We start from the raw sequence: 22,837 nt of genomic DNA, 5'->3' as shown, positions 1-22,837 counted from the left end.
TTTGGCAGCCAGAACGCTTAAAATGCGTATTTCGCGCAAACTGTCGCAAACGCCAGGATGAAGCCAGGTAGAAACGATCCCTGCCCTGTGGCAGCGGAAAGAAATATAAGGCGTGCTGCCAGGGCGGTGAAGCGCATGCGTCACCGACGGGAAATCTTCACGCCGCCATCGATACGGCACGACTGCTGTCTTTCTTCAACGCCGTGCACTTTGCGCCACTGGAAAACGAGCTGAACCGATTGACGCGAGAGCATCCGCAGTCCAGTTTTCTTTGGAGCCTGCTCGGCGCGACACTGCAAATGCAGGGCAAGGAGGGTCTTGCGGCCTTGCAAAAGGCAACTTTGCTGTCGCCAAATGACGTTGAAGCCCATGTCAACCTGGGGACGGCCCAGTAGCACAGAGGCCGCCTTGAGGAGGCTGAGACGAGTTATCGTCGCGCCCTGGCAATCAGACCGGACACGCTCCGGGCCAATCTTAACCTTGGCAGCTTGCTCATGGACTGCAAGCGTCTTGAGTCCGCCGGGACCTTGAGGTTTCCGCAGGGCTCGCCACGACGAGGCGGTGCGCAGTTTCCGCGAGGCCTTGCGGGTAACCCCTTATTCTCCTGACGTTTATTTTTGTCTCGGAAACCTACAGCGCGAACGCGGCGATCTGGATGCCGCACTATCGAGCTATCGTTCTTGCCTAGATGCCTTGCCAGGCTTTGCCCCAGCCTATAACAACCTGGGCAATGAGATGCTGAAACCGCCCCGGCCAGAACGCGAGTGCGGGGCCTGAGGCAGCGCCCCAGTGGTGATGTACACCGCGCTACCGGGCATCAGAAATATGTCAAAGCACCCACAAAAAAACGGGCGCCGAAGCGCCCGTTTCAATTTCTAATCTGACTAAAGTCAAATTAGAACGAGTGGCTTGCACCCAAGATCACGCCGTTGAAGTTTTTACCAGTAATGCTGGTAAACACAGCGCCGCCAACCGGCTGAATCTCCGAATTGGTGTCGTTATTCACGCGAGCATAGGCAGCGTAAAGCGAGGTGCGCTTGGAGAGCATATGGGTGTAACCAAGCAGCCATGCATTGGCGTTCATGTCGGCTGCATCATCGTCCTTCCTCGCGTACTGAACAGCAACCTTGCCAGCAGATCCGACCGGAACCTGCACGCCAAGCGTCCACAGAGCGTTATCCTGATTTCTCAAGGTGCTTGTAAGCGCCGTGCCGACATTTTGCGACAGGTAATAGCCGCCCATCACCTTAACGACCTTGAAGTCATACGAAACGCCAACGGTCAAATCCTTGGAATTCTCACTGCCCGTAAATTTCTGGTCACGAACTGCCCAGGTGGCATTGGCGCCAAACGGGCCATTCGCGTAATTCACGCCAAGTTGATAGATGTCGTTACGAGTGGTTGTCACTAAAGTCGTATCGTCAACACCCACGCCGGTCGCGCTTACGTTCACCGGAATCCATGCGGCGCCAAGCGTAAAGCCGCTTAAATTCGGCGACTGATAGGATACGGCCTGGATTTTGGTGTTGGAGAAAGTGCCAGTCGACTTGCCAAGCAGATCGTTGGGGCTCAGATTGCCCATGGTTTCAGTGTTGATGCCGTGCCAGGCATCAGCCAGCGTTGATTGCTGACCGATTTTGACCGTACCGAACTTGGCACTCGTCAAGCCAACATTGGCTTGGCGTGCACTGCCCCAGACCGTGTTTTGCGCAGTTGTTGTGCCATCAACATTGACACCTGATTCAATCTGGAAGATCGCCTTGAGGCCGTTACCCAGATCCTCTTCACCCTTGAAACCAAGGCGCGACGTATACAGACCAGTGTTGCCACCATTTTCGATAGCCGTGGCGCGTTGATTAGCACCCGACCAGTTGGTGACTGCGGCATCAGCAATACCGTAAACAGTTACGTTCGACTGTGCGAAGGCAGCACCCGAAACCAGGCCGGCAACTGCCAGCGCGATAATTTTCTTTTGCATTGTGAATCTCCTCTAGGTTTAAGGTTGGCAGATTTTATGTGGGCTCCACCAAACTGGACCTCTCATGAATGAGAAGCTGTGCGAATAATGGCAAAGGGTATGGCCCGGGGCAACCTTGGCGCGGCGATTGGGGCGCCTGTTTAACCGTTTTGTTGTGTAAATGCAACAGAACGATTCTCAATTAGCGATGAAAACCCATTCGCCAGCGATCACTTTCCCACACCGGGGGCGGTCACCAGATCACGCAGGCGGAGTAACTCGGGGCCAAACTCGCTACTGATCGCCTCGTAGATACGTAGCAGGTGCTCAGGTAAATAATCATGGGCGATCCTGTTGCGCAGATCGCGCATGCGGAACCACAGGTCGACGTCAGCAACAAGACGCCACTTGGTGGCATTGCCCAGAAGATCACGGTAGCTTTCGCTGTTCAGGGCAAGGCGCGCACGCTCTACTGTCCGAAAATAACGAATGGCCATTTCGACGGCGCGAAGGTAGCGATCGCAGAGGGCATCGTAGGGTTCGAGTTCTTCGGCGGTGTAGCTGCGCAGCAAATCAAAAGGCTGATAGCGACGCAGCGAAGCCTCAACCATGCCGGCAGAGTTTGCATAGCGTTGGGCAATGGCAGCGACGAGAGCGTCGTAATCAGCGGAGGACATCGAGCGGTTCCAGCGTCAGCGTTGAAATAAAAGCAGATTGCTCGGTCGTTGGATGATCCGGATCGACCACCAACACATCAAGCTTCGCGTCAAACTCGCGGGCAAAGCGACTGGCCACCCGGTGAGCTGTCTCAAACGGGGGCGCTTCGCTGTACAGCAGAAGATCAATGTCGCCGCCCCTTGCAGCGTCGTTGGTCCGCGAGCCAAAGAGAAATGCACGGCGATAGGAGACGCCAGCAAGCGCCAATTTCAATGCGCTAATTTCAGGATCGCTAAGTCGCACGCGTTCTTCTCAGGCAAACAGCATCGCCAGTGCCTGGCCAGGGCTGGGCGCACGCATGAAGGCTTCGCCGACGAGAAAGGCGTGCACCTGGTTTTTGCGCATCAGCTCAACGTCATGCGCCGCCAGGATGCCGCTTTCGGTGACGACGATGCGCCCGGCCGGAATATGCGGCAACAGGTCAAGCGTAGTTTGCAGACTAACTTCAAAGGTGCGCAAATTGCGGTTATTGATTCCGATCAGCGGTGTCTGTAGTTGCAGGGCGAGATCGAGTTCAGCGCCGTTATGCACTTCGACGAGAACGCCCAGCCCCAGGCTCATGGCGATCGCCTCGAATTCACGCAAGGCCGGCAGATCGAGTGCGGCGGCGATAAGCAGAATGGCGTCGGCGCCCATGGCGCGTGCTTCGTAGAGCTGATAGGGGTCGATCAGAAAATCCTTGCGCAGTACCGGCAGCGTGCAGGCGGCACGCGCCGCCTGCAGATACTCGGGCGCACCTTGGAAAAATTGGCGATCGGTAAGCACCGACAGGCAGGCAGCACCATGCGCAGCGTAATCTGCGGCAATCTCGGCCGGCTTGAAGTCGGCGCGCAGGACGCCCTTGGACGGACTGGCCCTTTTGATCTCGGCGATCACTGCCGACTGTCCGGCTAGCACTTGGCGGCGTATGGCGCCGACGAAATCACGCGACGCCTGCTGCGCCAGCGCTTCGGAACGAACGACCGCGAGCGGCTTGAGTGCCTGCGCGGCGGCAACTTCCTCGCGCTTGACGGCGAGAATTTTATTGAGAATATCGCTCATGGCTCATCACACGCGGCGTTGGCCTGCGGCGAGGTCGGCTCTGGTGGCATTTCCAGGGTATCGTCCAGCAGTTCTGCAGGATCAAGGCTAAGAGACAGCGACGCGAATTCGACACGATCGCCGAGGCCGTAGTCGTAAAGTACCCAGTGGTTTTCAGCGTTGCGCCGGAAAACCTCGATACGTTGCGCCGAAACATCGATCAATACGTAATCGCGCAGACTATCTAGCTTGCGATACGCGGCAAACTTGGCGCCACGATCAAAGGCTACTGTGGACTCTGACAGCACCTCGACGACCAGCAGTGGATGGCTCAGATACTCCGGGGTCAGCCGGTCACGCGCATCGCAAGTAACGACGACGTCGGGATAGAAAAAACAGTTCGCGGCCTCGATCCGGGTTTTTACCGACTCGATGAATACCCGACAGGGGCTGCCTTTAAGTTCGCGGCGCAGCACGTTATAAAGATTCCCGGTTGCCACGTTATGTGACTGGCGTACGCCGACCATGGCGAATACTTCGCCGGCGATGTATTCGTTGCGCCCCGGCTGCGCGTTTTCCCAAACCAGATAGGCGGCGGCGTCAAAGCTGCTTTCGATTTTCGGCAGGGCCATGCGATGCTCCTCCTTTCTTGGCGGGTTTCTAGCTTGTCTTCCCTGATTATGCCGAAAAACCCTGGGTGAAACGGACAAATTCGTCAAGCTTGGCGCGTGCGGCGCCACTGGCGATCGCTTCACGCGCCAAGGCGATGCCGGATTGGATCGAGTCGACGACATTAGCCGCATAGAGCGCGCTGCCGGCGTTGAGCACGACGATCTCGCGCGCCGTGCCGTCCACGTTGGCCAGCGCGGCGTAGATCATTTCCTTCGACTCATGCGCATTGGTCACGCGCAGGCTGCGATTGGACGACATCTGCAGGCCGAAATCTTCCGGGTGGATCTCATATTCGCTAATCCTGCCATTCTTCAGTTCGCCGACCAGGGTTGCCGCACCGAGCGAAATTTCGTCCATGCCGTCCTTGCCGTAGACGACCAGCACGTGCTTAGCGCCAAGGCGCTCCATGACGCGGACCAGAATGCCGACCAGGTCGGGGTGAAAAACGCCGAGCAGGGTATTGGGCGCGCCGGCCGGGTTGGTTAGCGGGCCGAGGATGTTGAAGATGGTGCGAACGCCCATTTCACGCCGGATCGGGGCGACATTTTTCATCGCCAGGTGATGATTGGGGGCGAACATGAAGCCGATACCAGTCGCCGCCAGGCACTCTCCTACTTGCGCCGGGCTCAACTGGATGTTGGCGCCCAGGGCTTCGAGCACGTCGGCACTGCCGGAACTCGACGAGACACTGCGTCCGCCGTGCTTGGCCACCTTGGCGCCAGCGGCGGCGGCGACGAACATTGATGACGTCGAAATATTGAAGGTATGCGCACCATCACCGCCAGTGCCGACGATGTCGACGAAGTGTCCGTTGTCGGCAACCTCGATATGCGTCGACAGCTCGCGCATGACCTGCGCCGCGGCGGCAATCTCGCCGACCGTTTCTTTCTTGACACGCAGACCAGTGAGAATGGCGGCGATCATCACCGGCGAAACTTCACCGCCCATGATCTGGCGCATCAGCGAGGTCATTTCGTCGTGGAAAATTTCGCGGTGTTCGATGACCCGCGTCAACGCATCCTGTGGCTTCATTTGGCGTACTCCTCAAGAAAGTTCTTCAACATGTCGTGCCCGCGCTCGGTGAGAATCGATTCTGGGTGAAACTGCACCCCTTCGACGGCCAGTGTTTTGTGGCGCACGCCCATGATCTCGCCGTCGTCGGTCCACGCCGTGATCTCCAGGCAGTCGGGCAGCGATTCGCGGTCGATAGCAAGCGAATGGTAACGGGTACAGGTGATCGGATTGGGCAGGCCGAGAAAGAGTCCGACATTGGTGTGATGAACCGGTGAGACCTTGCCGTGCATCAGTCGCTTGGCATGCACGATGCGCCCGCCGAAGGCCTCGCCGACGGCCTGGTGACCAAGGCAAACGCCAAGCAGGGGAATTTTTCCGGCAAACTCGCGAATCGCCGCCAGCGAGATGCCGGCTTGCGCGGGCGCACAAGGGCCGGGCGAGACCACCAGATAGTCAGGGGATAGGTGCGCAATCTCGGCCAGCGAAATGGCGTCGTTGCGAAACACCTTGACCTCCTGCCCCAACTCGCCGAAGTACTGGACGATGTTGTAGGTGAAAGAGTCGTAGTTATCGATCATCAGCAGCATGGTTTATACCTCTTTCAACGCAGAGAACGCAGAGGCGCAGAGAACGCAGAGAAAAACTTTTTTACAGGCGGTTCACTACGCGCTTTACACCCTCCTTGATTGTGCTTTTTCATTGAAATTTATCAGCAAGCCAAGGCGTGTGTCAGACAGCCTCAGATAGGTCAGGAGTTGCGCCTCGTGTATCGGCAGAATGCTTTCCACTGCCTTAATCTCGACAATCAATAGTCCTTCAACGAGAAGGTCGATACGAAAGCCGTCACCCAAGGCAGTACCTTTGTACTCAAGCGGAACCGACTTCTGCCGCTCAATCCGCAGGTCCCGCAAAACCAATTCCCGCTCTAGTGCCAACTCGTAAGCTGATTCCAGAAGCCCGGGGCCCAACACACGATGCACTTCGATCGCAGCACCGATCACCTCGCCCGATAGCGTGTTGATTTCCATCTCTGCGTCCTCAGCGTCTCCGCGATCTCTGCGTTGAAAGCGCTTAAATCTGCGTATCTAGACCACACTCAGCCAGTTCCGCAGCACGCAACACGGCACGCGCCTTGTTTTCGGTTTCCAGCCATTCGGACGCCGGGTCGGAGTCGGCGACGATGCCGGCGCCAGCCTGGACGTAGAGTGTGCCATCCTTGACGACTGCGGTGCGGATGGCAATGGCCAGATCCATGTCGCCGTGGAAACCCAGATAGCCGACGGCGCCGGCGTAGATGCCGCGCTTGATCGGTTCGAGTTCGTCGATGATCTCCATGGCCCGCACCTTGGGGGCACCCGACACGGTGCCGGCCGGGAAGGTGGCCTTCAGCACGTCGAGCGCACTGAGCCCGGGCTGTAGCTTACCTTCAACGTTGGATACGATGTGCATGACATGCGAATAGCGTTCGATCATCATGTTTTCGGTGAGCTTGACGCTGCCGACCTGCGCTACGCGTCCAGCATCGTTGCGGCCAAGGTCGAGCAACTGAACGTGTTCGGCGCGCTCCTTCTCGTCGGCCAGCAGTTCGGCCGCCAGCGCCTGATCTTCGTCAAAGGTGGCGCCGCGCTTGCGCGTCCCGGCAATCGGCCGCACCGTGACGGTATCGCCTTCGAGGCGAACGAGGATCTCGGGCGAAGCGCCGACGACGTAAAAATCCTCAAAGTTGAAGTAGAACATATAGGGCGAGGGATTGAGTGAGCGCAGCGAGCGGTAGAGCGCCAGCGGGCTGGCGGCAAAGGGCTTGCTCATGCGCTGCGCGAGGACGACCTGCATGACATCGCCATCAGTGATATAACGCTTGGCCCTGACGACGGCCTGCTTGAAGTGCGCCTCGCCGAACAGGGAAACAGCCGCTGGCGACGGCCCGGGTGTTTCGCTCGGGATATTTGCCGGCTCGCGAAGTTTGGCGAGCAGTTCTTTTAGCCGCGCCTGCGCCTTCTGGTAGGCGCCGGGAACGCCGGGCTCGGCATAGACAACCAGAGTGAGCTTGCCGGAAAGATTATCAACGACGGCGATTTCTTCGGAGAGCAGCAGCACGATATCAGGCGTGCCAAGTTCGTCGGCTTTGCTCGTCCGGGTCAGCTTCGTTTCGATGTAGCGCACGGTATCGTAGCCAAAACAGCCGACGAGGCCGCCGCAGAAACGCGGCAGGCCGGCCGACGGCGCCGCGCGGAAGCGCTTCATGTACGTGCCGATGAACTCCAGCGGGTTGCTGTCGTCTTCGCGCTCGGCGATGCGGTTGCCGGTCAGCACCAGGATCTGGTGATCGTTGACCACAATACGCGTCGAACTAGCGAGGCCAATGATCGAGTAGCGGCCAAAACGCTCTCCCCCTTGCACCGATTCGAGCAGGTAGGTGTAGGGGCCGTTGGCAAGCTTCAGATAGATCGAGAGCGGGGTGTCGAGATCGGCAAAGGTCTCGAGGGTGACGGGAATACGGTTATAGCCCTGCGCGGCCAGCCGATTGAAAACGGATTCAGTCATGAACGACTCCACAGGCAATTATTGCAAGGTTCGGCATAAGCGCCGAGACAAGACGGGGACTTACTGGCAAGAACGCCAGGGCCACGCCTCCGCCCAGAAGGAGGGCTCACGATGCAAATTGTGGTGATGTGGTTTCATTTTGGCTGTTGCGGTTTGTGATTCGTTGTGCGGCGTATTCAACAGATGGGACTATAGCATCGCAATCCAGATCGCGTACATCGCGGCCTTCGTTGTAGCCGTAAGGCAGCAGAAAAACATGACAACCGGCAGCGCGACCGGCAAGGAAATCATTGATCGAATCGCCAATGAACAGCGTATCGACGGGAGAGACACCGAGTCGGCCACAGGCCCAGATGAGCGCCATCGGATCAGGCTTGGGCTTAGGCAACAAATCACCACTGACCACCACATCGAAATAGCCGGCCAGCCCGGTCATCTCAAGCAGCGGCAGAGTGAAGGACTCGGCCTTGTTGGTAATCACCGCCAGGGGAAGCCCCTTGGCCTTCAGCGCCTGCAATCCTTCGATGACGCCAGGATAACAGCGGACATTACGGCCGTTTTCCCTGGCGTAGTGCCGCCGAAAACTGTCCAGTGCACTCTGCGGTGGCGACGAGGCGTCGTCAGCCACCCCCAGCGAGCCGGCCAACACGCGCTTGACGAGGTTGACAATGCCGCGCCCGACGTAGCTGCGGATCGCCTCCTGGGGCAATTCTGGGCGACCAAGATCGAGCAGCATGGCGCTGGCTGCAGCATGAAGATCCGGCACGGTATCAAGCAGGGTGCCATCCAGATCGAAGAGGACGGCGCTAAGCGCCAGGGGTTCGGCGATGGTGGCTTGCTTCATCAGACTGTCGCCAGCTCGGCGCGCAGGGCGGCGATGATCGAGTTGTAGCGCTGCGCATCGGAATCCTTGCCAGCGCCATAGATTGCCGAGCCGGCGACAAAGGTGTCGGCTCCGGCACGAGCAATTTCGGCGATGTTGTCGACCTTGACGCCACCGTCGATCTCAAGGCGAATCTTTCGCCCGCTCTCGCTCTGGTAGGCGTCAATCCGGGCGCGTGCCGCCCTCAGCTTGGCCAACGTCGCCGGGATAAACTGCTGCCCGCCGAAGCCGGGGTTGACGCCCATCAGCAGGACCAGATCGATCTTGTCCATCACGTAATCGAGATAATCCAGTGAGCTTGCCGGATTGAACACCAGGCCGGACTGACAGCCATGTTCACGGATCAGCGAGAGGCTGCGGTCGACGTGTTCCGAAGCCTCGGGATGAAAGGTAATCAGGTTGGCGCCGGCCCTGGCGAAATCCGGAATCAGACGATCCACCGGCTTGACCATCAGATGCACGTCAATGCTCGCCTGGGTCAGCGGGCGCAGTGCTTCACAAACCAGCGGACCAACGGTCAGGTTGGGCACGTAATGGTTATCCATCACGTCGAAATGAATCCAGTCAGCGCCGGCGGCCAGCACATCAACGACTTCTTCACCGAGTTTGGTGAAATCGGCGGAAAGGATGCTAGGAGCGATGATATACATGACAACGACCTGCGAGGAAAGATGAAGGGAAATTCTACCGCGAAAGCATCAGTAAGCTTAAGCGATCATGGCCACGCAGAAATCGCTCTTGGAATCTCTCGCATCGTTCGATCACATGAGAAATTTGCAGAGATGATCAGATCGGAAGCCGCCAGCGGCTTCGGCGAGCGATTAGCGACCGTTTTCAAACGCGAGCCGTTACCGCTAAGTGGTGTAGCGCACCGACCGTTGGCCGGGTTCGGTATTAAATCAGCGCACGACCTAACCGGAGTGAATCGCCATGCTCGAAGAAGATGATTCGTCAACAATCAACGTCGTCTCGCCGGATACGCGGGCCTACGCCACATCAAATTCCGGTACATCCGTCGAATCATCGCGAGTGAAGACAAAGGCCACACAGAATGCGGCAGTACTCCAGTCCTCGCTTGACGTGTCGCTTGAATCGAAAAACCAGCCTCTGGCCTTGCTCCTAAAGTCTGCGATCACTGGAATTAATGATCTGCTGAGGCCGCAATTTGGCGACAATGCCATTCAGGCGGCCGCCAGTCAGGACAACACCCCCTCGGGTACTGCGGATCGCATCGTGTCACTCTCCACTGGCTTTTACGAAGCGTTCAAGAAACAACATCTGGGCGAGAGTGCGAGCGATGTGCTGACAAAGTTCATGGACACCATTCGCGGCGGGTTCGAGCAGGGCGCCAAGGAAGCGCAAGACATTCTGACGGGCATGGGCGTCCTGTCGGGTGATATTGCCAGCAACATTGACAAGACGCTCGCGCTGGTTAAGCAAGGCTATGCCGACTTTGAAACTGCACAACGTGCCAGTTTGGACACTGCAGCCTCAGCCGAGTAGCGCACAAAATCCGCTGGACTTGGTTTCTATGGGGGCAAGCAACACGGACGTGAGGCTCGTCTCCCGGGTAGATAAGTCTGGGCTGCTCAGCATCGGTTTATGAGGCGAGAAAGTAGGCAACGAGGGAGGAAAATGCGATGGCACGCGCGCTTATGAAATTGCATCTGAAGAAAAATCAACTTCACGAGGACGTAGGTAAGGCACCTGGGGCCAAGATCACAGAGGCAGACATCGCAACGGAGGAAGCCAAAGGCGGTGTTTTCGCCAAGCGCGCGCAGTTCGCCGAGAATGCAAAGAAGTGGAATCACCAAAGTAAGGCAAAGCGGTAGGCCGTTGGGCGGAAGCTCGAAAAGAAAAATAAGAAAGGAAAATAGACATGCCAGGATTTGGATCACCCTTTTCAGGGTTGGCAAACGACAGGAAGCTCGTCTGTCCAAAAGCAGTTATGACATAGACCATAGGCTAAAATCATGAGCAACTCCCTCGCAATACAACCCATCGACCTATACGGACCCGCCAGTATCCGTCAGGTGGTGCTTCAGTCGTTACTGTCTGCAACGTCGGCAAACAGCGCCTCGCCATTGGACAGCACGTCGGACGTTGTTCAATTGTCGGCGTTGGGGCAGGTGTTGGGGGCTGACGCAACACTTCAAAGTAGTCTTGAAGCCTTGCAGGCAAACACGGCTAACGCGACGCCTAGCACCGTGCAGACCACGGCACAGGCGTTTGTTACCGCATTTAACAACGTTCAGCAAAGCATAGCTACTGCGCTGCTGTCTGACAATGCACTGGTCACCCAGTTCGTCCAGACCTTGAATGCCTCGGGGACGTCCTCCACGACGGCCGGGAAACAGGATCTAAGCGATTTGCAGGCGATCGGGATTTCGTTCCTCTCGCCCTCGTCGACCAGCTCAATTGAAACCACAGCCCGCTTGAGTATCGACCAGAGCGTACTGAATGCCGCTGCCGAAGCGAATCCCGCAGCAACGGCAACCCTGCTTTCTGACGCGACCCAGTCGTTACTGCAACAAGTGACTACCTTCGAAGTGCAGGCGACCAGTTCTACTAGCTTGCCGACTGACACTGCAGTTCTGGGACCCGGATTGCCAACGGAGTTGTTGCAGAACCTGTCTGCAGATACGGTGCTGAACAACATTCAGTTGGAAAATCTCGATCTCGCCGCCGTCGGACTAGACGCCAACACAATCCGATCAGAGAGTACCGTACTCGATACGTCCCTGGCGGCTACGACTGCACTCGCCAATACAATCATCACGACTGATCTGACGGCCGTTGCTGACGTGAAGCCTGTTGCCGTTGGCGCCATGCCTATTGCTGCCGACAAACTGGCAACGCCTGACGTCGCAACTAGTGAAACACCAGCGGTCACAGCGACGACAATGACGACCACTGCCAACCAGAGCCTACCCCAGCTACCTGCAGTGGCGACCGTCGACACGCTTTCCGCTGATCAAGCCGCGGCTGACGCAACGCATGCTCTTCAGGTCATGATGGCAGATTCGGCACTGCGCGATGTTATCTTCAATCCGGCGTATTCGGCCCTCATCGCATCATCGCACATGTCCGATTTCGCCGTGCCCATCGCGCGGACTCGCATGGGGGCGATCCCGGCTGAAATTCCGGGGGCGGTCTTGCCGATCAATCGGATCGGAGCCATCAGCAGCTATCAGGACGCGGCAAGTGCCTTTGTCGGCCGCTAATGAGTGAGTCAGCGGTCGTACGCCAGACATCACCACGAAGGACTGCTTGGCGAATCGTGCTACCGCACGGACTGCCGGAATAATTTCCTCTGTGCGATGGCGCACAGAACGTTTTCTGCCAAATCGGATAGCTCGATAGCAGCGATGACTCGTGGGCTTGGGGTAGCGTCACTTTCCAGTGGGCCGCCCCGAAATCCAGTCATAGATGCGGGGAAGGGAAAATGCGCCATATCTTCATTGTGTTGTGGATGTTGTTCTTCGCGGCGACGCCGACCTTGGCACAGGTCAGCGTTAATATCGGTATCAATATGTCCTCGTACCCCGAGCTCGTGCGGGTTCCCGGCTATCCTGTTTATTATGCACCGCGACAAAATTCAAATTTTTTCTTTTACGATGGCATGTACTGGGTTTATCAAAATGACAACTGGTATGCGAGTTCCTGGTACAACGGGCCGTGGAGATTTGTAGACCCGGAGATGGTTCCCCTGTTTGTCCTGCGCATCCCGGTGCGCTACTACCGGAATCCCCCAACCTATTTCTACGGATGGCGACGAGAAGCACCGCCACACTGGGGTGATCACTGGGGTAATGATTGGGTGCAGCATCGGCGGGGCTGGGACCAATGGAATCGCCGTTCTGCTCCAGCACCAGCACCGCTGCCGGTTTACCAGAGAAAATATTCGGGTGAGCGCTATCCCCAGGCCGAGCAGCAGCATGATATTCACCAACAGAATTACCGCTACCAGCCGCGTGATGCCATGGTGCGGCAGCATGACCAGGCGCCGACCGTGCAAAGAGCGCCCGCGTCGTCGCGACAGAGTCGGGAAGCACCGCCGGAAAGAAATCAGCAGTCTCAGCAGGATGGTCAGCGCGCCGCGCCGCCGTCACACCCGCCGAGCGCTCCAGCCGCTCCGCGTTCGCAACCGCCGCAACAAAGAGGCGAAGAGGCTCAGAGATCAGCCCCGGCCCGCGAGCAACAACGAACTCCGGCCGCCCGAGAACAGCAGCAGCCCCGGCAAGCGCCGGTTCAGCATGAACAGCCGGCACCAAAGCAAGAGCAACACGGAGCACCCCATGATCCAGGGCGAGGTCAAGGGCAAGACCAAGAAAAGGATCACGACCAAGGCGAAGGGCATGGGCAGGGACGAAACAAGTAAGGTCGTTACGTCTCTTGTCGGTCAAGTCTTTACATTTTGTGAGCAGGAATTTCTCATCGCAGCGTCGCAGAGGAAAACATTTCTTTGAACTTCTTCGCGAAAACTTTGCGACTCTGCATTCCCTTCGGTCACCTTTGTGTCTTTGCGGGGAAGCTCAGATTTTAATCGGCGCGCCGGAGTGCTTCGCGTGTTTGAAATGTGCCGTTGCCGGCGTTATGGCGAAACTATTGAGATTAATGATGCGCAGCCCTTTTTTCCTGTCTCAGAAGCTGTGCGTCAAATTGAAGCCGGCGGCGACCTTGGCTGTCTTGAAGCCCTGGGGTTGGTACAGCAGCCCGAGGTCGTTGCGAATCAGCCAGCCGCGTCGGCCATCAGGACGCTTTCGCCGTCGAAACCGCGAACGGTGTAGCGGCCGCCAATCGAGAAGCGGTCCTGCGGCACCAGCACTTTTAAACGGGTAGAGAGGTTTAACCACAACGAACACAACGAACACAACGGGCACCACGAGAACCAAGAGGACAGAACCCAAGGGATTATTCGCTTAATGCCCTTCGTTGTGGTTGATTTCAAACCCTTTAAGCTGCACCGCCTCACTCACCCGAACGATATGCACTCCTTGATATATAGCGACGGAGAGCAAAGGTTTATCCCCTGTCACGATCCACTTGGCTTGCGCGGCCAGCGCAGTGCCGATTACCACATCATCATCTGGGTCGGGGGCGATGCCCGATACTAAAGTGGGTCGTACCAGCGTTATCAAATTCGCATAACGATCCACCAATTGATCGACCGTCAGCCTGGACGCAGCAATCTTCTTCTCAAACTTCGTGCGACCCAGAATATCGGTTAACTCTGCCAGTAGCGCCGTACTCGTAAACAGCATGACACGCTGCTCACGCGCTGCCTGCAACAGCAAGCGTGGTGTGCCGCCCCACAACATGGCCGAAGCCACCACATTCGTATCTAACACTACGCGCATCAGTTCGTATTCCTGGCGCGTCTATCGGCGCGCATGACGCGGATTTCCTCAGCCACATCTTCGGGTGACATGGCACCAGGCAAATCTACCGCAGCCATCTGATCCATTGCCTGGAATAACTCATCGACATGTTGCGCCTTCAGTTGTGCGCGCAAAATGCGCTCAATGGTGTCCGAGCCGAGCAACCCAGCACGTTGCGCTTCCTGTGCTAGCTGATCGGGCAAGGTAATTTGCACGGTCGTCATGATGATTTTTCCTCCTTTAAGTGGTTTAACCACACCGAACACAACGGGCACAACGAGAACCAAGAGGACAGAACCCAAGAGATTATTCGCTTAATGTTCTTCGTTGTGGTTAATTTCAAATCCCTTAGCGGCTCAGCCTGAAGCGGCCTGAATCAGTTCCATATCTTAAGGTTTTCGTCTCTCGCGATTGCAATGCGTTGGTGTGCTAGAAGTGATACCCAAGGCTGATCGACAAGAGATCGGTCTTCACCTTGGCGTCTCCCATTTTTGACTTGCCATAGGACTCGTATTCGGCCCGCAGACCGATATTTTTGCCAAAAGCATACCCGGCGCCCAGCCCGACGACCGGGGCAGTCGACGAGTAATTGTTACTGATGTTTTCGCTATAACCGGGCTGCGACCAGCTTTCGCGGTATTTGACCTGGGTGTTGGCGGCACCCAGCTTGCCAAGCAGAGCGAAAGAATTGCCAAGCGGGAGCCGTCCAGTCGCCGCCAAGGCAAAGGTACTGGCGGATACGGTTCCAGAGCCGCTTTCAACGGGACTATATGTCCAGTTGAACTTCTCTTTTCCGAAATCGACGTAGCTGCCTTCAATGCCGAAATTCGAGTTAAAGCGATAGCCGCCAAAGAGTTTGTAGCCCGTATCGTGGGTATCCCGGTTAATGGTGTAACCGTTGCCCATGGCATCTTCCTTCACGGTGCTGTAGCCTAGGCCAGCCCCCGCGTACCATCCGGCGCCACCGACACCGCCAAAGGCGGTATCGGTGGCGAACGCCGGAGCGGTGCAAAGGGCCAGGGTGAGAAGGCTGAGGGTGCGAATTATGTTCATTGTGTTCCCTTTGTTGAGGTAAATGCAGGAGATCCTGCGGAGAGGTGAAACGAAACGCTAAGGTCGTGGAGGTGTCTTGCGGATTTCTAGCTTTCTCGGGTTGCGGGGAGGTTGGTGGTAGGGCAGAGAAATATTTCAGTCAAATTAGAGACTGGCCGTTCGTAGTAACAGCAGTAAGTCTAGCGGGTTTAAGTCCCGTCCGGGGAGTTGTCCGTACGCCCCGGTAGCATGAGGAAGCGGCGTCGTGATAGCCCGTTTTGCGAACCTGTCAGAAATTTTATGTTTGAGGCATAACATGTTGCAAAGGAGCATGTATGCCAAGCAAGACGAGCACGAAGAAACCGGCGGCGCTGCCGACCATCCCGAAAGAACTCATTGACCAGTTCGCTGACGGCCCGATGACTGCCGAGGCGGTGAATGCCGCCTCGATGGTTTTCAAGAAGGCGCTGATTGAGCGCGCGCTGGGCGCCGAACTCAGCCATCACCTGGGTTACGCGCCTGGCGCCGATAAACCCGAAGGCGCCGGCAACCACCGCAACGGCGTCAGCAGCAAGCCCGACAGGCTGCTAGGCACCCGGCTCGTCGATCTGCGAGGGTTCGAGGTAGAGCTTGGCATACTTGAGATAAACCTTCTGCTTGATGAAAACCTCAAAAAGATCAGGGTCGATGTGACCGTTGTGGCAAAACTTGCCGAGGATTGCCAGGGCCTGGGTGAGTTTCATTCCAGGCTTGTAGGGCCGGTCGCGCGCGGTCAGCGCTTCGAAGATGTCGGCGATGCCCATGATTCTGGCCTGAATCGACATCTCGTCGCGCTTGAGCCCTTTCGGATAACCCTTGCCGTCCATGCGCTCGTGGTGCCCTCCGGCGTATTCGGGAACACGCTTCAAGTGCTTGGGCCAGGGCAGGGATTCGAGCATCTTGATCGTTGCAACGATGTGGTAGTTGATCGTTTCACGTTCGGCCTGGGTCAGCGTCCCGGCGCGAATGGTGAGGTTCTCGACCTCGTTGTCGGTCAGAAAATCGGCTTCGATCCCCTCGCTATTGAGCCAGCGGTAATTCTGCGAGATGCGGCGCACCCGATCCTGATCTTCGGGTTGCATGCGTTCGCTGCCGACATTGGCATGACGCAGGAATGCGCGGTCTTCGTCAATGGCGCGCAGTTGCTGGCGCAACGCCTGTTCGGCAGTGACCTGATCGGCACCCGCCAGCACAGCGCGCAGCATGGCCAGTTCGGCATCACGCCGGATGACTTCGAAGCGGGTATCGACCATCTGGATGCGGTCGAAGATGGTTTGCAGCTTGGTCGCCTTGTCGACCACATGCACCGGCGTCGTGACCTTGCCGCAGTCGTGCAGCAGACCAGCGATCTTCAGTTCATAGCGGTCCTTGTCGCTCATCTGGAAGCTGGCCAGTGGCCCTTCACTGGCCGCATCCGCCGCTTCGGCCAGCATCATCGTCAATGTCGGCACACGCTGGCAGTGACCACCGGTATAGGGCGATTTTTCGTCAATGGCCAGATTGATCAGGGTGATGAACGCTTCAAACAATGCCTCCAGTTGAATGACCAGGAGTCTGTTGGTCAGGGCGACGGCGGCCTGCGATGCCAGCGATTCGGCGAGTCGCTGGTCCGCATTCGAAAACTCGCAGACGGCGCCGCTTGCCGGGTCAATGGCGTTGATCAGTTGCAGCACACCGATGATCTCGTTTTCGTGATTCTTCAAGGGAACGGTGAGGAAGGACTGCGAGCGGTAGCCCGTTACCTGGTCAAATTTTTTCGTTCCCGAAAAATCAAACCCCTCTGCCGCGTAGGCATCGGCAATATTCACCGTCCGTACATGAATTGCCGAATACGCGGCGATCAGGGAATTGTTCGGCTCGCCATTCTCGCGATACAGCGGCAGATCCTTGAATTTGGCTGAAATCGGTTCGCCACTGGTCCCACCGTAGGCGATCTTCAGCGAGTCGGTACGCACGATTTCGAAACGCAGGGATTGTCGGTCTTCGCTGACGCGGTAGAGCGTTCCCCCGTCGGCATGGGTTATTCCTTTCACCGCCAGCAGGATGTTTTCCAGCAGGCGATCGATATTCCGCTCGCTCGAAAGGGATGCGCCAATTTCGTTGAGTTGCTCGAAGCGCTCGAACAGATCGGTCATCGTATCCACATTACCGCTCCTACTTGATGCAGACCGAACGCACCTGCTTGATGTCGGTGATCCCCGCCATGACTTTTTCGACCCCGTCCATCTTCAGCGTGCGCATACCTTCGTTAAGCCCCGTGGCAAACAGTTCGGCAACGCGCGCGTGTTCCTGGATCTGTTTTTTTAGCTGGTCGGTCCCGACCAGCAACTCGTGCAAACCGACCCTCCCCTTGTACCCGCTGCCGCCACAGGCATCACATCCCTTGCTGCGATAGAGGGTGAATTTTCCGTCTCTGGCGTACTGCTTTTGCCACTCCTGATGCACGGCAGCGCTGGCGGCTTTGGCATCTTTTTTCCAAAGATCGGTATGGCCAAGATCTTCGCAGTATTCCGCGAGCAGGCACAGAATCTCTTCTGGCTCAGCCTGATACGCCTCCTTGCACGACTTGCACAAACGTTTGGCCAGACGCTGTGCGAGAATGCCGAGCAAGGCATCGGAGAAATTGAAGGGGTCCATGCCCATGTCGAGCAGGCGATTGATCGACTCCGGCGCACTGTTGGTGTGCAATGTAGCGAACACCAGATGACCGGTGAGCGAAGCCTCAATCCCGATGGAGACGGTTTCCTTGTCGCGCATTTCGCCGACCATGATTACATCCGGATCGGCGCGCAGAAAGGCGCGCATCACCGTTGCGAAATCAAGGCCGGCTTTCTTGTTGATCTGGACCTGACGCAAGCCCTTCTGGGTGATTTCAACCGGATCCTCAGCCGTCCAGATCTTGGTTTCCGGCTTGTTGATGTAACTCATGATCGAATGCAGCGTTGTCGTCTTGCCCGACCCGGTCGGTCCGCACACAAAGAACAGGCCGTAGGGCTTGCTGATCACCGCTTTCAAGCGGTCAAGATTGCCCGGACTGACCCCCAGGCTGTTAAGTGGAATCGGCTCACCGGCCGACAGGATGCGCATCACCACATCTTCCATCCCCCCCGCCGTGGGGATCGTCGCCACGCGCAGCTCGATGTCAAGCGGACCAAATTTCTTGAACATGATCTTGCCGTCCTGCGGCCGTCGCTTTTCGGAAATATCGAGATCGCACATGATCTTGATGCGCGCTATCAGCGCACTGCGATAGGAGGGCGGGACTTCGATGTAGGTCCCGAGCGAACCGTCCTTGCGGAAACGGACCAGGGTCTTTTCCTTGCCCGGGCGCGGCTCGATGTGAATATCCGAAGCGCCTTGCTGGTAGGCCTCGACGATGATCTTATTGACCAGGCGGACCAACTCGTTGTCGGCTGCTGCAGTCAATTCGTCAGAACCGCCCGTGATGAATTCGCCGGATTCACCATCGTCAAGACTGGACAGCATATCGCCGACCGAGCCCATGTCGGCCAGGGCGCCGTAGAACTGATCAACAGCCTTCTGAAACTCGGCGTTGGTCGTCACGCGATAGACGATCTTATTCTTCGGGAAAACAGCATTGACGATCCGCGACCCCCTGATCCGCTCTGGATCCATCGCGACAACAACGATCCCCTCCGGATTCTCCTCAATTGGCAACCACTGATTGGCTTCGACATAATCACGCTTGAGATTTCTGAGCAAATCCATCGGCTTGATGCGTTCCGCCCGGAAGGGTTCGTAGGGCACGTCGAAGAAACGGGACAAGGCGTCGCCAATTGCCGCCGGTTTAACCTGAAATTCCCTGACCAGAACCTCCTCCAGATCAATGGCCTTGCGCCGCGCCGAACGCTGTGCGAGTTCAAGTTCGTCGGCAGAGATGATGGACTCGGTAACCAGCGCATCGTACTTCGAACGTACCGCCTGACGCGGCTTCTGGCGCTGGGTGAAGGCCACCGCCAGGGTCTGCGCCAAGCTTTGCACTCCCTCGTCGGCTAGCGCCGGAAAGGGCGTATCCGAGCGGTTGTTAATCAGTTGCACCACCCCGATCAACTTATTGCTTTTGGCGTCCAGGATAGGCGCCACCAGCATCTGTTTCGAGCGGTAACCGGTGCGCTTGTCGACCTCCTTGAGAAACTGCATGCTCGGGCTATAGCCTTGCAACTCGACTTCGTCATAGACATCGCTAATATTGGCCGCCTTGCGCGTCGATGCCACGTAGCCGGCCACACTCTGCTCGGAGATCGGCAGCTTGAAGTCCTTGAACGAGTTAAGCCCGGTCTTGACCTTGGAGACGATATGCTTTTTGTCTTCGCTCAGCGCGTATATGGTCAGCCGGTCGCTATTGAACAGATCGCAGATATCCTGCGACATCTCGAGCATGATCTCGTCGATGTTATTGGTCGCATGAATTTTGTTGGTGACGATCTGGAGCGTCTTGAGGAACTCCAGACGATTAGGCATATCACCCGTACCGGTATTTTCCATTTGAGAATTGCTTGTCATCGCTCAGAACTCGAAAATCTGGTTGTTTTGCAGCATCCTGGGCTTGAAGTCGCCGGCACACTCTTCGATCTCGCCCATGATCAGCTCGATGTGACCGGGCTTTAAGTGCGTGATGTAAATCTTGGCGTCACGCTCCAGTTTGGCCAACTCATCAATTAGCATGCTCGGACAAAGATGCTTCGACATGATGGCCAGCGGCTTTTCCCGATTTGAAAACGCGGTTTCAATAATCAGGTAACGTAAATTGGCAATCTTGTTCAGCACCGGCCAGAAAACGTCGTTGCTCGTCGTATCCCCGGTGAATACCAGGCTGCCCGCTCCGGAATCGAGGTGATAACCGACGGCCGGAACCGTATGCTCGGCGGGAACGGCGCTAATCCTGCGCTCACCTAAGCGGATTTGCTGCCCGACGCGAATCGCCTGGTACTGCATCACAGCCTCTTCACGAATCGAAATCTCGCTAAAATCAGGCCAGATCGCCCAGTTGAAGATGTGGTTCTGGATGATTTCAAGCGTGGCGTCGGTGGCATAGACAGTGACCGGTTTGATGCGCATATCGGCAACCGAGTCGATCATCAACGGCAGCGAGGCAATATGATCCAGGTGGGAATGAGTGATGAAGACATGATCGATCATGGCCAGTTCAGCGAGCGAGAGATCGGCCACGCCGGTGCCCGCATCAATCAGGATGTCGTGATCGACGAGCATTGAGGTGGTGCGCAACTGATGCCCTCCGATACCGCCGCTACAGCCCAAAATTCTGACTTTCATGCGCTCTCCACAGACCCTTAACCCTTAACCATCTTCACTTCGTTTCAAACGTCGTTACGCCATCCCAGTCCTCGCCTGGAGGATGCTCCCGGTAAAACGCAATGCGTTCGGTGTACACCTGATACAGGGTGCGCTGCGGACTGATGCGCGACAGATTGTAGAGCTGTAGCTCAGCCTGATCCCAGTCCTGCTGGCGGTAAAGGCGCAGGGCCTGATTCCAGAGTTTAAGTTCATCCTGCTCCGCCTTGTCGATTGGTGCGGCCAGAGGCTCGAAAATGCTGACCGGTTCGCCCTTGCCCTTGACCCGGACACGATCAAGCTCACGATAGACCAAATCCTTGACCAGCGCCCGGGTTGAAGCACTGACGATGATTCCGACGCCGTACTGCTTGGTCAGCCCTTCCAGCCGCGAACCGAGATTCACGGCATCGCCCATTACAGTGTAGGACTTGCGCACCTTCGATCCCATGTCGCCTACCGTCATCGTACCGGAATTGATGCCGACACCGATATGCAGCGCCGCCCATCCGCGCGCCTTGAAGGGCTCATCAAGCCGGCGCAACTCGACCTGCATTTCCAGCGCCGTCAATACGGCATGGCGGGCATGATCGACATCGGCCACCGGCGCTCCCCAGAACGCCATGATCGCGTCGCCGATATATTTGTCGAGCGTGCCACGATTTTTCTGGACGACCGCAGTCATCGCACCAAGATAGGCATTCATCAGTTGCGTCAGTTCCTTGGGGTCAAGTCCCTCCGAGATGCTGGTAAAACCTCGCACATCCGAAAAGAGCACCGTCAGCTCTTCATTCTTGCCTTCCATGCTGTAGCGCTCAGGGTCACGCGCCATTTCGTCGACCAGTTCGGGCGGCACGTATTGGCCGAAAAGCTCGGTGAATTGACGCTTGCTGCGTGACTCGACGAAAAAGCCCCAGGACATGTTCAACGCATAAAGTCCGAGGATGGCCGAGACGACGGCAGCCAGAGGCATCATCAGGCCAGCCCACCACAGGCCGAAGTTCAGCACCGTCACCCCCAGCAGGAGGGAAAACGCGAGCAGAGTGGCGCGCAAAGGCGAAAGAACAGGTAGCAACAAAGCCAGCAGCAAAGCACACAGCGAGAGCAAAAGGACATCGGCGCCGAGCACATACGACGGCTTTTGCTTGATGCTTCCATCAAGGATTCCGGCCAACAGATTGGCATGTATCTCGACCCCCGGGTAGGTGCTGCCCACCGGCGTCGCGCGCAAATCCATCAAGCCCGGCGCTGTCGTGCCGAACAACACAATCTTCCCCTTGAGTTGTTCCTGTTGCAGCCGTCCGCTCAGGACATCGGCAGCTGAAACATAGGTGAAGCTGCCCTCTGCCCCACGGTAGGGAATCAGGCTGGCCGCCTGTTCATCGACCGGAATACGCACCACCTTGCCACCGTCAAGCGGAAGGTCAAGCCACTCCATCGCGCCGTAGTTTTTGCTAGAGAAAATATCTTCTTCCGGATACCCCGGTGTCAGTTGTGGCTTGCCAAGCAGCACGCGCGCCATGGCCAGCGAAAGTGACTCGTAATATTTCCCTTCGTGCTCGACGAGCATCGGCACCCGCCGGGAAACGCCGTCAAAGTCGACAATCGGATTGAAGTGCCCGGCACTCCCAGCATTCTTCTGAAACTCGGGCAGATTGGCGCCATAACCACTCCACGACGTAAAATCGACATGCTTGCCCTTGAAAGTCCCCGCCTGGATGACCGCATCGGGCAGCGCGCCACTCTTGTGTACGGCATCCAGACTGGTGAAATAGTAGCCAAGAACGACTGGTCGGTTGCGCAATGTCTCGGCAAAACGCTGGTCGTAATTCAAGGCGCCGCGCAGCCCCTTTAATACCGATTGAAACGCCGCGTCGCCTTTCAGTTCGTCGTTGGCAACGGCCTCCAGGGATGACAGACCGGAACTGCTGTCCGGCTCGGCAAAGACCACGTCGAAACCCAGAAGGGCGATCCCGTAGTGGTCGAACAGTTGCGTCACCAGCGCCGCCATTTTGTCCCGACTCCATGGCCAGCGACCAACTTCGGCAAGACTTTTCTCGTTGATATCGACGATGACGATACGCTCATCGACACCGCCTCGGGCGGTCAAACGAAGACGCGCATCGTAGACGAAAGCATCAAGGGTGTTGAGCAGGGGAATCTGGTAGATATTGGCCGAATGACCAAAAAGAACCAGCGCCAGCGCTAGGCCGAGCGCAATCCGGATGAGGTTCTTTTTCAATGCACTTCCGGTAGGAATGAGCG

26 protein-coding genes and 2 pseudogenes are annotated in these 22,837 nt (G+C 57.0%); 8 read left to right on the top strand and 20 right to left on the bottom strand.

Annotated elements, in window-relative coordinates; genetic code table 11:
* Positions 1-80 precede the first annotated feature (80 nt).
* The 3 genes and pseudogenes from Q1J43_RS15930 (at position 81) to Q1J43_RS15920 (ending at position 777) form a co-directional block, all read left to right on the top strand.
* On the top strand, positions 81-395 hold the full coding sequence (locus Q1J43_RS15930; protein WP_366141893.1) for an SEC-C domain-containing protein: 315 nt from the start codon (positions 81-83) through the stop codon (positions 393-395).
* A 6-nt stretch (positions 396-401) separates the two neighbouring features.
* Positions 402-608 (top strand): annotated as a pseudogene (locus Q1J43_RS15925) (tetratricopeptide repeat protein); the annotation flags it as partial.
* Positions 562-777 carry a tetratricopeptide repeat protein gene (locus Q1J43_RS15920; RefSeq protein WP_366141891.1) on the top strand — a complete coding sequence of 72 codons (216 nt, stop codon included), beginning with the start codon at positions 562-564 and terminating at the stop codon, positions 775-777. The pseudogene Q1J43_RS15925 and the gene Q1J43_RS15920, both read left to right, overlap by 47 nt.
* Before the next feature lie 118 nt (positions 778-895).
* Here the strand turns inward: Q1J43_RS15920 and Q1J43_RS11560 are convergent, their stop codons facing one another.
* From Q1J43_RS11560 to rpe, 11 genes are all read right to left on the bottom strand, one after another.
* Positions 896-1,978, bottom strand: coding sequence for a porin (locus tag Q1J43_RS11560; protein ID WP_301102648.1), 1,083 nt, complete (start codon positions 1,976-1,978; stop codon positions 896-898).
* Positions 1,979-2,187: 209 nt separating this feature from the next.
* Positions 2,188-2,634 (bottom strand): nucleotidyltransferase substrate binding protein, encoded by a 447-nt coding sequence (locus Q1J43_RS11555; RefSeq protein ID WP_301102647.1) that lies wholly within the window; start codon positions 2,632-2,634, stop codon positions 2,188-2,190.
* A complete protein-coding gene (locus Q1J43_RS11550; RefSeq protein WP_301102646.1) occupies positions 2,621-2,917 on the bottom strand; it encodes a nucleotidyltransferase domain-containing protein in 297 nt (98 codons plus the stop codon). The genes Q1J43_RS11555 and Q1J43_RS11550 overlap by 14 nt, the downstream gene beginning before the upstream one ends.
* Positions 2,918-2,926: 9 nt before the next feature.
* Complete coding sequence (trpC, locus tag Q1J43_RS11545; RefSeq protein WP_301102645.1) at positions 2,927-3,715, bottom strand: indole-3-glycerol phosphate synthase TrpC; 789 nt, start codon at positions 3,713-3,715, stop codon at positions 2,927-2,929.
* The gene (locus tag Q1J43_RS11540) at positions 3,712-4,326 is read right to left on the bottom strand and encodes a Uma2 family endonuclease (protein ID WP_301102644.1); all 615 of its coding nucleotides are present in this window, start codon (positions 4,324-4,326) and stop codon (positions 3,712-3,714) included. Before Q1J43_RS11540 ends, trpC begins: the two co-directional genes overlap by 4 nt.
* Positions 4,327-4,372: 46 nt before the next feature.
* Positions 4,373-5,398, bottom strand: coding sequence for an anthranilate phosphoribosyltransferase (gene trpD, locus Q1J43_RS11535; RefSeq protein WP_301102643.1), 1,026 nt, complete (start codon positions 5,396-5,398; stop codon positions 4,373-4,375).
* A complete protein-coding gene (locus Q1J43_RS11530; RefSeq protein ID WP_301102642.1) occupies positions 5,395-5,967 on the bottom strand; it encodes an aminodeoxychorismate/anthranilate synthase component II in 573 nt (190 codons plus the stop codon). The genes trpD and Q1J43_RS11530 overlap by 4 nt, the downstream gene beginning before the upstream one ends.
* Before the next feature lie 84 nt (positions 5,968-6,051).
* On the bottom strand, positions 6,052-6,408 hold the full coding sequence (locus tag Q1J43_RS11525) for a GxxExxY protein (protein WP_301102641.1): 357 nt from the start codon (positions 6,406-6,408) through the stop codon (positions 6,052-6,054).
* 43 nt (positions 6,409-6,451) lie between these two features.
* Positions 6,452-7,924 carry an anthranilate synthase component I gene (gene trpE, locus Q1J43_RS11520; RefSeq protein WP_301102640.1) on the bottom strand — a complete coding sequence of 491 codons (1,473 nt, stop codon included), beginning with the start codon at positions 7,922-7,924 and terminating at the stop codon, positions 6,452-6,454.
* Between the two features lie 106 nt (positions 7,925-8,030).
* Entirely contained in the window at positions 8,031-8,768 is a 738-nt protein-coding gene (locus tag Q1J43_RS11515) for a phosphoglycolate phosphatase (protein WP_301102639.1), read from the bottom strand.
* The gene (rpe, locus tag Q1J43_RS11510; protein ID WP_301102638.1) at positions 8,768-9,457 is read right to left on the bottom strand and encodes a ribulose-phosphate 3-epimerase; all 690 of its coding nucleotides are present in this window, start codon (positions 9,455-9,457) and stop codon (positions 8,768-8,770) included. Before rpe ends, Q1J43_RS11515 begins: the two co-directional genes overlap by 1 nt.
* 280 nt (positions 9,458-9,737) lie before the next feature.
* Between rpe and Q1J43_RS11505 the strand changes: the two genes are divergently transcribed.
* The 4 genes from Q1J43_RS11505 (at position 9,738) to Q1J43_RS11490 (ending at position 13,188) form a co-directional block, all read left to right on the top strand.
* Entirely contained in the window at positions 9,738-10,310 is a 573-nt protein-coding gene (locus Q1J43_RS11505) for a DUF5610 domain-containing protein (RefSeq protein WP_301102637.1), read from the top strand.
* A gap of 137 nt (positions 10,311-10,447) precedes the next feature.
* Positions 10,448-10,639, top strand: coding sequence for a hypothetical protein (locus tag Q1J43_RS11500; protein WP_301102636.1), 192 nt, complete (start codon positions 10,448-10,450; stop codon positions 10,637-10,639).
* Between the two features lie 141 nt (positions 10,640-10,780).
* Positions 10,781-12,031 (top strand): hypothetical protein, encoded by a 1,251-nt coding sequence (locus tag Q1J43_RS11495; RefSeq protein WP_301102635.1) that lies wholly within the window; start codon positions 10,781-10,783, stop codon positions 12,029-12,031.
* 221 nt (positions 12,032-12,252) lie between these two features.
* Entirely contained in the window at positions 12,253-13,188 is a 936-nt protein-coding gene (locus tag Q1J43_RS11490; protein ID WP_301102634.1) for a hypothetical protein, read from the top strand.
* A gap of 351 nt (positions 13,189-13,539) precedes the next feature.
* Here the strand turns inward: Q1J43_RS11490 and Q1J43_RS11485 are convergent, their stop codons facing one another.
* The 5 genes from Q1J43_RS11485 to Q1J43_RS11465 all read right to left on the bottom strand — a co-directional run bounded on the left by Q1J43_RS11485 (position 13,540) and on the right by Q1J43_RS11465 (position 15,680).
* A complete protein-coding gene (locus Q1J43_RS11485) occupies positions 13,540-13,629 on the bottom strand; it encodes a ShlB/FhaC/HecB family hemolysin secretion/activation protein (RefSeq protein ID WP_301102652.1) in 90 nt (29 codons plus the stop codon).
* A gap of 100 nt (positions 13,630-13,729) precedes the next feature.
* A complete protein-coding gene (locus Q1J43_RS11480) occupies positions 13,730-14,167 on the bottom strand; it encodes a putative toxin-antitoxin system toxin component, PIN family (RefSeq protein ID WP_301102633.1) in 438 nt (145 codons plus the stop codon).
* Positions 14,167-14,412: a hypothetical protein gene (locus Q1J43_RS11475; RefSeq protein ID WP_301102632.1), complete on the bottom strand. Its 246-nt coding sequence runs from the start codon at positions 14,410-14,412 to the stop codon at positions 14,167-14,169. The genes Q1J43_RS11480 and Q1J43_RS11475 overlap by 1 nt, the downstream gene beginning before the upstream one ends.
* A gap of 205 nt (positions 14,413-14,617) precedes the next feature.
* The gene (locus Q1J43_RS11470) at positions 14,618-15,241 is read right to left on the bottom strand and encodes a porin family protein (RefSeq protein WP_301102631.1); all 624 of its coding nucleotides are present in this window, start codon (positions 15,239-15,241) and stop codon (positions 14,618-14,620) included.
* Between the two features lie 277 nt (positions 15,242-15,518).
* Positions 15,519-15,680, bottom strand: coding sequence for a hypothetical protein (locus Q1J43_RS11465; protein ID WP_301102630.1), 162 nt, complete (start codon positions 15,678-15,680; stop codon positions 15,519-15,521).
* Between Q1J43_RS11465 and Q1J43_RS11460 the strand changes: the two are divergent.
* A pseudogene (locus Q1J43_RS11460) lies at positions 15,616-15,795 on the top strand (IS256 family transposase); the annotation flags it as partial. The gene Q1J43_RS11465 and the pseudogene Q1J43_RS11460 sit on opposite strands and share 65 nt — an antisense overlap.
* Before the next feature lie 12 nt (positions 15,796-15,807).
* On the opposite strand, the gene Q1J43_RS11455 reads toward Q1J43_RS11460, so the two are convergent.
* Genes Q1J43_RS11455 through Q1J43_RS11440 form a run of 4 tightly spaced genes read right to left on the bottom strand, consistent with a single transcriptional unit; the run spans position 15,808 to position 22,814 of the window.
* Positions 15,808-17,394, bottom strand: coding sequence for an HD family phosphohydrolase (locus Q1J43_RS11455; protein ID WP_301102651.1), 1,587 nt, complete (start codon positions 17,392-17,394; stop codon positions 15,808-15,810).
* Positions 17,395-17,413: 19 nt separating this feature from the next.
* Positions 17,414-19,765: a GspE/PulE family protein gene (locus Q1J43_RS11450; RefSeq protein ID WP_301102629.1), complete on the bottom strand. Its 2,352-nt coding sequence runs from the start codon at positions 19,763-19,765 to the stop codon at positions 17,414-17,416.
* A gap of 21 nt (positions 19,766-19,786) precedes the next feature.
* Positions 19,787-20,554, bottom strand: a complete 768-nt coding sequence (locus Q1J43_RS11445) for a 3',5'-cyclic-nucleotide phosphodiesterase (RefSeq protein WP_301102628.1) — start codon at positions 20,552-20,554, stop codon at positions 19,787-19,789.
* Positions 20,555-20,588: 34 nt separating this feature from the next.
* Positions 20,589-22,814: an adenylate/guanylate cyclase domain-containing protein gene (locus tag Q1J43_RS11440; RefSeq protein WP_301102627.1), complete on the bottom strand. Its 2,226-nt coding sequence runs from the start codon at positions 22,812-22,814 to the stop codon at positions 20,589-20,591.
* Between the last annotated feature and the right edge of the window lie 23 nt (positions 22,815-22,837).

Source organism: Propionivibrio sp. (genome assembly GCF_029255185.1).
Taxonomy (GTDB): Bacteria; Pseudomonadota; Gammaproteobacteria; order Burkholderiales; family Rhodocyclaceae; genus Propionivibrio.
The sequence above is the reverse complement of the archived record's forward strand: the minus strand, read 5'-3'. Positions and strand labels throughout refer to the sequence as shown.